This is a genomic window from Amycolatopsis sp. NPDC059027 (assembly GCF_042739735.1).
Classification (GTDB): Bacteria; Actinomycetota; Actinomycetes; order Mycobacteriales; family Pseudonocardiaceae; genus Amycolatopsis.
In genome coordinates, this window is sequence record NZ_JBHYIK010000018.1 from 1 (window position 1) to 8683 (window position 8683).

Sequence of the window (8683 nt, forward strand, 5' to 3'; positions counted from 1 at the left end):
GGCCTTTTCTTTTTGTTTAAACCCTCCTCTGTGTTTCCCCCTGGGCCTCCCGGTGGTGTGTTGCTGGCGGGGGGGCCTCCCGCGGCCCAACCACCCCCACCAAAGGCGTCCCTCGGCACATCCGGCCCCGTTGAGCGGAGCCGCTAAGACCTACCTGCCAGTGCGGCGGGAACCAGCGCGGGTGCCTGCCGAGAACGCGGCCGCACCGCCCCGGCGTGCACCACCGGACGAGGCCGCACCGCTGCGGCGTCCGCCGCTTTCGGCCTGCCGCTGCGAACCCTGACGCTGGGCACCGCGCTCAGCACCCTGACGCTGCGAGCCCTGACGAGCCGAGCCGCCCTGCGACTGCCCGCGCCCACGCCCCTGACCACCCGAACGGCCCTGACCGCCCGAACGCCCGGGCTGCTCCTCCCGCCGAGCCTGGCCCGCTGCCCGCGAGCGCTGTCCGCCGCGATTGCCCTCGGACCGGCGGCCCGCCGGCTTCGCCGCACCGGACGCCGACACCTTCTTCGGCCGGTTGTCGACCACCGGACGCACCTGCTTGACCAGCGTCCGCTCGCCGGGCGCCAGCTCGGCCAGCAGCGGGTGGCCGGGGCCGAGCTGCGTGGTGGTCGGCTTGATCCCGGCCTTGCGGGCCAGATCGCGGACGTCGCGGACCTGCTCGTCGGTCATCAGCGTCACCACGGTGCCCGACGCACCCGCCCGCGCCGTCCGGCCCGAGCGGTGCAGGTACGCCTTGTGCTCGACCGGCGGATCGGCGTGGATCACCAGCGTGACGTCGTCGACGTGGATGCCGCGGGCGGCGATGTCGGTGGCCACCAGCGTCTTCGCCGACCCGGAGGAGAACGCTTCCAGATTGCGCGTCCGCGCGTTCTGCCCGAGGTTGCCGTGCAGCTCGACGGCCGGGACCCCGGACGCGTTGAGCTTGCGGGTCAGCGCCTTCGCGCGGTGTTTGGTGCGGGTGAACACCAGCGTCCGGCCTGGCGCGGCGGTCAGGTCGACGAGCACCGGCAGCCGGTGCGTCTCCTCGACGTGCAGCACGTGGTGGGTCATGGTCGAAACCGGCGACTGCGCCGAGTCGACGCTGTGCAGCACCGGGTCGTCCATGAACTTCTTGACCAGCACGTCGACGCCGGCGTCCAGCGTCGCCGAGAACAGCAGCCGCTGCCCGCGCTCCGGCGTCGCGGCCATGATGCGCCGGACCTCGGGCAGGAACCCGAGGTCGGCCATGTGGTCGGCCTCGTCGAGCACGGTGATCTCGACGTCGTCCAGCTTGGCGACGCCCGAACGCATGTGATCGGCGAGACGGCCGGGGCAGGCGACGACGATGTCGACGCCGTCGCGCAGCTTCGAGATCTGGGGGTTCGCGCTGACGCCGCCGAAGACGGTCATCGTGCGCAGGCCCAGCGCCTTGCCGAGCGGCAGGATCGACGCCTCGATCTGCGTCACGAGTTCCCTGGTCGGCGCGAGAATCAGCGCGCGCGGACGGCCAGAGCGGCGCTTGGCGGGGTTGGCGGCCAGCCGGGCGAGGACCGGCAGCACGAAGCCGTAGGTCTTGCCGGAGCCGGTGCGGCCGCGGCCGAGCACGTCGCGCCCGGCGAGCGCGTGCGGCAGGGTGGCGGCCTGGATCGGGAACGGGGTGGTGATGCCCTGCTCGGCCAGCGCGCGCACCAGCGAGGTGGGCAGGCCGAGTTCGGCGAAAGTCGGTACGTTCATCGTGGGTACGGGCGCGCGGCGCCCTGTTTCTCCATTGCTGAGAAGGGTTGTCCTGCCCGGCGCAGACCCCGTGGTCGCGGCGCGTGGTCACTGAACAACATGTAGACGCGGTCCGAGGCAGAACTGAGCGGACCGCGTAATCAGTATATCGGGTGAGGGTGGCGCCCAGCACGTGAGATTGCCCGCACCGGTCCCGCTTGCTAAGTTACCGCTTAGTAACGTCACACACTTCGGGAGCGTGGATGAGCACGGCGCAGTTGCTGAACCCGGGTACCTACGACCCGAAGCACTTCGACGCGGAAACGCGCCGCCTGCTGCGTGCCACCATCGACTGGTTCGAGCAGCGCGGCAAGCGCAAGCTCGCCGAGGACTACCACGAGCGGACGTTCTACGCCGACTTCCTGGAGTTCGCCGGGAAGGAAGGTCTCTTCTCGACGTTCCTGACGCCGGCCGCGAACGCCGACGGGAACCCGGACAAGCGGTGGGACACCAGCCGCGTCGCCGCGCTGTCGGAAATTCTCGGCTTCTACGGGCTCAACTACTGGTACCCGTGGCAGGTCACCATCCTCGGTCTCGGCCCGGTGTGGCAGAGCTCGAACGAGGTCGCCCGCAAGCGTGCCGCCGACGCGCTGGCCGCCGGCGGCGTCGGCGCGTTCGGACTGTCCGAAAAGGACCATGGCGCGGACATCTACTCCTCGGACATGGTGCTCACCCCGGACGGTGACGGCGGCTACCGCGCGACCGGCTCGAAGTACTACATCGGCAACGGGAACTGCGCGCAGACCGTGTCGGTCTTCGGCCGCATCGAGGGCATCGAAGGCCCCGAGCAGTACGTCTTCTTCTACGCCGACTCGAACCACCCGAACTACCACGTCGTCAAGAACGTGGTGCCGTCGCAGATGTACGTCGCCGAATTCCGGCTCGAGGACTACCCGGTGCGCGCCGAGGACATCCTGCACGTCGGCGCGGAGGCGTTCAGCGCGGCGCTGAACACGGTCAACATCGGCAAGTTCAACCTGTGCTTCGGCGGGATCGGGATGTCGACGCACTCGCTGTACGAGGCGATCACGCACGCGCACAACCGCGTTCTCTACGGCAAGCCGGTGACCGATTTCCCGCACGTGCGCAGGGAATTCGTCGAGGCGTACGCGCGGCTGACCGCGATGAAGCTGTTCTCCGACCGCGCCGTGGACTACTTCCGCTCGGCGAACCCGGACGACCGCCGCTATCTCCTGTTCAACCCGATCACCAAGATGAAGGTGACCACCGAGGCGCAGCGCGTCATCGGCCTGGTCGCGGATGTGGTGGCGGCCAAGGGTTTCGAGGCCGACACCTATCTCGCGATGGCGAAGAACGACATCGACGGCCTGCCCAAGCTGGAGGGCACCGTCGCGGTGAACCTCGCGCTCATCGCGAAGTTCATGCCCGCCTACCTCTTCGCCCCGCAGGACTACGCGCCGGTGCCCACCCGCACCGACGCCGCGGACGACGAGTTCCTTTTCCGCCAGGGCCCCGCGCGCGGGCTTTCGAAGGTCCGCTTCCACAACTGGCGCGAGGCCTACGAAAAGTTCGCCACCATCCCGAACGTCGTGCTCTTCACCGAGCAGGCGGGCTATCTGGTGAAGCTGCTGACCGAGGCCACCCCGGACGAGACACAGCAGGCCGATCTCGACTTCGGCCTCGCGCTGACCGAGCTGTTCACGCTGATCGTCTACGGCCAGCTGATCCTCGAACAGGCCGAGATCACCGGGCTGGAAACCGATGTCATCGACCAGATCTTCGCGGTGCTGGTGCAGGACTTCAGCGTCGCCGCCGTCGACCTCAACGGCAAGGCGAGTTCGACGGAGCCGCAGCAGGCTTTGGCGCTGGCGTCGGTCCGCAAGCCGGTCGTGGACGCCGAACGCTTCGACCGCGTGTGGGCCCAGGTCCGCGGCCTTTCCGGTGCCTACGCCATGAATCCTTAACCCTCAGGGAAATCCCCGAGTCCCGGTCATCCCGCAGGCTGATGACGTCGAGGGCCGCGGTGCCCCATGATCGCCCGGAGTCCGGGAGATCGGGGGAGACGCATGCGACGGCTGTGGGCACTGGTGCTGACCGCGACGACGGGGGCCGCGCTGGCCCTCGCTCCCACCACGGCACAGGCCGCCGAGGCCGGGATCGCCTGGCGGAAATGCGGTGACCAGGGCGCCGAATGCGCGTCGCTGCGCGTGCCGCTCGACTGGGCGAACCCCGGCGGGCAGCGGATCACGCTGGCGCTGAGCCGCCTCAAGGCCGCCGACCCCGCGCGCCGGGCCGGGACGTTGTTCGTCAACCCCGGCGGGCCGGGTGGCCCGGCGGTGCCGCTGGTCCGCGACGCGCCGGGCGAGTTCTTCCCGCAGGACTTGCGGGACCGGTTCGACATCGTCGGCATGGACCCGCGAGGCGTCGGCGAGAGCGTTCCCGCGATCGCCTGCGAGAAGCCCACGCTGAACCCGAAGATCAGCCAATTTCCGCGTAACCGCACCGAATACGACCGGCTGGTCGCCTATAACCGCGATGTCGGAGAAGGCTGCCGGCGAGCGACCGGCCCGTTGATCGACCACGTGGACACGATCAGCGCTGCCCGGGATGTCGAGGTCGTCCGGAGCGCGCTCGGCGTCGACAAGGTCACCTGGCTCGGCCTGTCCTACGGCACCCTGCTCGGCGCCACCTACGCGCAGCTCTACCCGGTGCGCGTGCGCGCCGCGGTGCTCGACGGCGCCGTCGACCACACCATCGGCTCGCGCCGCATGGCCGCCGACGAAGCACGAGTCACCGACGACGTCTTCGGGAAGTTCGCCGACTGGTGCGCTGCCGAGAAGAGCTGTGCGATGCACGGCCGGGACGTCGTCGCCGAATATCGCGCACTGCTCGAAAGGGCCGCCAAAAAGCCGATCCCTTCGAGGGAATCCGCGGACGGCGCGACCGCGGACCAGATCGGCTACGGCACCTACTCGGCGCTCACCGAAGTACCGAGGCGGTGGAAGGAACTGGCGGAAGCGATCAGCGGCGCCGTCGCGCCCGACCCCGACGCGGGGATTTTCGCCCGGGTGAAGGGAAATGACGCCGCCTACCGGGTCATCGCCTGCCACGACTTCCCCTCGGACGTCCGCGGCTTCGCGGATTTCGCCGCGCGGGAACGGGAAGCGCGCCGGATCGCCCCGGTGACCGGAGGCTACGTCGAAGCCTGGGACGTCCAGGCAGGCTGTCTCGGCTGGCCCGTCCGGCCCGCGAATCCGTGGGGCCCGACGCCGGTGCGCGGCACGCCGCCGATCCTCGTCGTCGGCGGTGAACACGATCCGGCGACGCCACACCCGTGGGCTGTCGGCCTCGCGAGCCAGATCGCCGGGGCGAAACTGCTGACCTGGAACGGCGTCGGCCACACCGGCTACTTCAACGACGAAGCCACCCAGCGCCGCGAAATCGCCTACCTGGTCAACGGCTCTTGAGCGTCGCGACCGGTTAGGGCGACACCGGGCCGGCTATCGGCGGGGACGAGCGCCCCAATGCGGCATTGGGTGCGTTGGACGCAGCGAATGTGGCATTGGGTGCGTTGAGCGCAGCGAACGCCACATTGGGGCGCATGACCACCGCACAACTCGAACGCGGAGCACGAGGGCTGGTGAGCGTTGCGTCCGTGAGAACCAGAACCGGTTAGAACCGCTGGCAGCACTCGCGAGTCTTGACGCCGGGGTGGGCCAGCAACTGCGGGACGCGCTCCGGCCAGTGCTCGAAGTGCCACCACTCGTTGTCGTAGGTGCGGTAGAGGTCGTAGCGCGCACCGTGTTCCTCGAGCCACAGGGCGCCCTCGCGTGGGCGGACATCCAGCGCGACACCCTTGACGTGACTGGATTCCGACGGCGGCAGCACGAGCGTGCGCGCCGAGGCCGACGAGCCGGAGCGGCGCACCTCCTCGTCGAAAAGTTGTTGCTGCGTCTGGTGATCGCGGTACCCCGAGGTGAGGCCGAGCAGCTGGCCGTGGCCCCAGAGCGCCTCGGTGCGCGCCGCGATGAAGGCGGCCTTGGCGTCGTCGGCGAGTCCACTGAGGTCCTCGGCGGGGAAGCGCAGGCGGAGTGCCCATTGGCACGCCAGCTCGCGAGCACAACCGGGACGTCCGGCGAACGCGATCGGCAACAGGAATACGGCCAGTACCACCGTGATCACGGAGAACAACCGGTCACGGGCGATGTGCTGCTCGCTCACGGCGCCCACCACCGGCGCCGCTCGAAGCGCACGAATCGTCTCACCTGTGCTTGTGAAGTCTTCGCCACCGCAATACCCTTTCCCCGACAGCCCGGAAGCCCAGGGCCTCATGGCATCGTCAGGAGAAGGCGGCACGGCCCACAAGCGATCCGGTCTTATCGGTTGTCAGGGGAGCCCGAACGGGCAAGCCGGGAACGCGAAAAGCAACCTGACCGGGACGTATGCGTCCGAGGAGTAGCGCTATTCCTTCGGGGCGAGGAGCTGGGCCATCAGCTCGGACGCGTCGACCCAGACGGTTTGCTTGCTGATCCGGCCCTCCCGGAACTCGCACAGGTGCAGCACGCGATAGGTGACGTCCCGGCCGCCGCCCTCGACGCCGAAGATCGTCCCGATGGCCTTCGCGGTCATGACGCTCTCGGTGAACAGCAGGTTCTCGCCGGACGCCTGCCGCGCGACGGTGATACACGCGTCGCCGAGTTCTTCGAAGGCTTCCTCGTAGCGCCGTCGGATGGACTCGTGGCCGTGACGCCGACCGTACGGGTCGCCGACGACCTCGTATTCGGCGTCTTCGGTGAACAGGGCGACCAGTCCGTCGATGTCCCTGACGCGGTGCGCGTGGATGAAGGAGCCGAAGACCGAGGCCATCTCGTCGGGCGTCATGGTTTGAGGAGGTGCGATCCCTTGGCGATGACGTCCCGGACCGCGGCGGCCGTGGCCTCCGCGCCGAGACCGGTCGAGTCGACGGCGTGGTGCTCCAGCTCGCCGAGGTCGGCGAACTGCCGGTGCATCGCGCGGACGGGCTCCGGATCGGTCAGCTCGTCGGTGCCCCGGCCGCTGGCGCGGTGCACGGTGGTGGCCTCGTCCGGCCGCAGGACGACGTAGTGCAGTGGGACGCCGTGCTGTTCGGCGGCGGCGCGGAACGGGTCGAGGAACCACGGCCCGACGACGCCGTCGCAGAACACCTCGTACCCGCCCCGCGCGTACCCGGCGGCGGCCTGCGCGAGGACGTCGGTGACGACCTCGTTCTGCTGCTGGGCCTCGGGAAGGTAGGGGAGGATCGCGCCGTTGCGGATGTACGCGTAGAAGTCGTCCGTGTGCAGGTGGACGCTGGGGGAGACGGCGTCGGCGAGCAGACGGGCGATGGTGCTCTTACCGGCCCCGGGCGGCCCGGTGAGGATGATGACTTGGCTCAACGCTGCGCTTTCAGGAACGCGGACCACGCGGCGGCCGGGACGGTCAGCGTCCCGCCTTGGCGATCCTTGGTGTCACGGACTCCGACAATGCCCGGCGCCACAGCCACCTCAACACACCCGCCTTGCGAGCCGCTGTGGCTGGACTTGAACCACGCGACCTCAACGCAGTTGGTCTGCGAGCCGCTGTAGCTGGACTTGTGCCACCGAGCATCAGCAAGGCTCATCGTGTTTCACCCTTTGCCGTAATCATCTGAAACCGAGGCGAGGAACTTCACCGAATCGGCTGGTCCCAGCGCTGTCTGGATCAGGGTATCGGTTGCCTCGTGAAACGGCTCCACCTCCTCGGGCTCGTCCAGGAACAGCGAGGACCGCTTGTGTTCCAGATGCACGATCGTCCGGTCCTTGGCGAACTCCAGCACCACATAGGTGCCGTCCAGCCCCGTATGCGGGCCCATCGAGAACGGGATCACCCGCACATCCACGTGTGGCTTCGCTGTCGTCAGCTGGATGATGTGCTGAATCTGCTCGGCCATCACCTTGGGATTGCCGACCGGCCTGCGTAGCGCTGCCTCGTCAATGATCGCCAGGTAGGCCGGGGGATGCGCTTTGGAAAGGATCGCCTGCCGTCCCAATCGCGTCGCGACCATGGCCTCGCGTTCCGAGCCGACCACACCGGTCGCTGCCATGATGGCTCGGCAATACTCAGCGGTCTGCAACAGGCCAGGGATGAGCAACATGGCAGCGTCCACGAACCGGGTGGCGTCGGCTTCGAAGCGGATGAGGGCGGGAAGTTGTTCGGGCAGCGGGGTTCCGCTCGTCTCCCACCAGCCCGGCAGATGCTGCTCCCGCGACATGGCCATGAGGCGTTCGCGCTCCGGGCCGATCACTCCATAGACCACGCACAGCGCGGCCACGTGCTCCGGCTCGATCTCCTTGCCGCCGTTCTCCAGCCGGTTCAAGGTCGCCGCCGACATGCCGAGTTTCTTCGCCGCGTCCCGCGTGTTCAGTCCCGCGGCGGCTCGCAGCGCCGCCAGATCGTGGGCCAGGCTGCGCATCCGCGCGGAACCGTGTTTCCTTGTCATGGCACCGATCTCACCAGCGCAGATGCGCTCCGCGCTATCACACGATCGGATGCCCTGTTTCATGTACTGAGACGCGTCACCCGATGGCAGGGTGATGAACCATGACACCTGAGGAAGACCGCTCCATCGCCCGGGAAGCCGCGCGAACCCCGCTCACGGTACGCCTGACCCGCGATCAGGCGGGCGCCATGATGCGCACCTGGGCCCGCGACAACCCGCCGAAGCGCTTCGCGGTGTGCTCGTTCGCCGAGGACGAGCGCGGCCACGACTGCGCCCTCATCGCGTGGGGCCTCGAATTCGACGATCACCTGATGGCGCAGTCCGTTGACAGCCGGGTACACGGCACGTTCAGTTCACCCGATTCCCTGCTCGCCGTCCTCGGCAACCCCGCCACCCTCGAACTGGTCCGCCTCGACCCCGCCGCCAGCGTTCCGTGAATGCCACATTGAGGGACTCAGAGTCCCTCAATGT

9 protein-coding genes are annotated in these 8683 nt (G+C 68.6%); 3 read left to right on the plus strand and 6 right to left on the minus strand.

Features of this window, described 5'->3' with window-relative positions; genetic code table 11:
• Positions 1–150 precede the first annotated feature (150 nt).
• Positions 151–1716, minus strand: coding sequence for a DEAD/DEAH box helicase (locus ACFWY9_RS14615; protein ID WP_378322765.1), 1566 nt, complete (start codon positions 1714–1716; stop codon positions 151–153).
• Between the two features lie 242 nt (positions 1717–1958).
• Between ACFWY9_RS14615 and ACFWY9_RS14620 the strand changes: the two genes are divergently transcribed.
• Positions 1959–3680 (plus strand): acyl-CoA dehydrogenase, encoded by a 1722-nt coding sequence (locus ACFWY9_RS14620; RefSeq protein WP_378322764.1) that lies wholly within the window; start codon positions 1959–1961, stop codon positions 3678–3680.
• A 102-nt stretch (positions 3681–3782) separates the two neighbouring features.
• On the plus strand, positions 3783–5183 hold the full coding sequence (locus ACFWY9_RS14625) for an alpha/beta hydrolase (protein ID WP_378322763.1): 1401 nt from the start codon (positions 3783–3785) through the stop codon (positions 5181–5183).
• A gap of 205 nt (positions 5184–5388) precedes the next feature.
• Here the strand turns inward: ACFWY9_RS14625 and vanY-N are convergent, their stop codons facing one another.
• From vanY-N to ACFWY9_RS14650, 5 genes are all read right to left on the minus strand, one after another.
• Positions 5389–5937, minus strand: coding sequence for a D,D-peptidase/D,D-carboxypeptidase VanY-N (vanY-N, locus tag ACFWY9_RS14630; RefSeq protein WP_378322762.1), 549 nt, complete (start codon positions 5935–5937; stop codon positions 5389–5391).
• Between the two features lie 240 nt (positions 5938–6177).
• Positions 6178–6597, minus strand: a complete 420-nt coding sequence (locus tag ACFWY9_RS14635; RefSeq protein WP_378322761.1) for a nuclear transport factor 2 family protein — start codon at positions 6595–6597, stop codon at positions 6178–6180.
• Positions 6594–7130: an AAA family ATPase gene (locus ACFWY9_RS14640; RefSeq protein ID WP_378339054.1), complete on the minus strand. Its 537-nt coding sequence runs from the start codon at positions 7128–7130 to the stop codon at positions 6594–6596. Before ACFWY9_RS14640 ends, ACFWY9_RS14635 begins: the two co-directional genes overlap by 4 nt.
• Positions 7127–7354, minus strand: a complete 228-nt coding sequence (locus ACFWY9_RS14645; protein WP_378339055.1) for a DUF397 domain-containing protein — start codon at positions 7352–7354, stop codon at positions 7127–7129. Before ACFWY9_RS14645 ends, ACFWY9_RS14640 begins: the two co-directional genes overlap by 4 nt.
• 6 nt (positions 7355–7360) lie before the next feature.
• Complete coding sequence (locus ACFWY9_RS14650; RefSeq protein WP_378339056.1) at positions 7361–8320, minus strand: helix-turn-helix transcriptional regulator; 960 nt, start codon at positions 8318–8320, stop codon at positions 7361–7363.
• On the opposite strand from ACFWY9_RS14650, the gene ACFWY9_RS14655 reads away from it, so the two are divergent.
• Positions 8314–8649 carry a hypothetical protein gene (locus ACFWY9_RS14655; protein WP_378322757.1) on the plus strand — a complete coding sequence of 112 codons (336 nt, stop codon included), beginning with the start codon at positions 8314–8316 and terminating at the stop codon, positions 8647–8649. The genes ACFWY9_RS14650 and ACFWY9_RS14655 overlap by 7 nt on opposite strands.
• Positions 8650–8683 lie beyond the last annotated feature (34 nt).

Coding starts and splice junctions, on each gene's coding strand:
- ACFWY9_RS14635 (WP_378322761.1), bottom strand. CDS start 6,597: ATGACGCCCGACGAGATGGCCTCGGTCTTCGGCTCCTTCATCCACGCG.
- ACFWY9_RS14655 (WP_378322757.1), top strand. CDS start 8,314: ATGACACCTGAGGAAGACCGCTCCATCGCCCGGGAAGCCGCGCGAACC.
- ACFWY9_RS14615 (WP_378322765.1), bottom strand. CDS start 1,716: ATGAACGTACCGACTTTCGCCGAACTCGGCCTGCCCACCTCGCTGGTG.
- ACFWY9_RS14620 (WP_378322764.1), top strand. CDS start 1,959: ATGAGCACGGCGCAGTTGCTGAACCCGGGTACCTACGACCCGAAGCAC.
- ACFWY9_RS14645 (WP_378339055.1), bottom strand. CDS start 7,354: ATGAGCCTTGCTGATGCTCGGTGGCACAAGTCCAGCTACAGCGGCTCG.
- ACFWY9_RS14625 (WP_378322763.1), top strand. CDS start 3,783: ATGCGACGGCTGTGGGCACTGGTGCTGACCGCGACGACGGGGGCCGCG.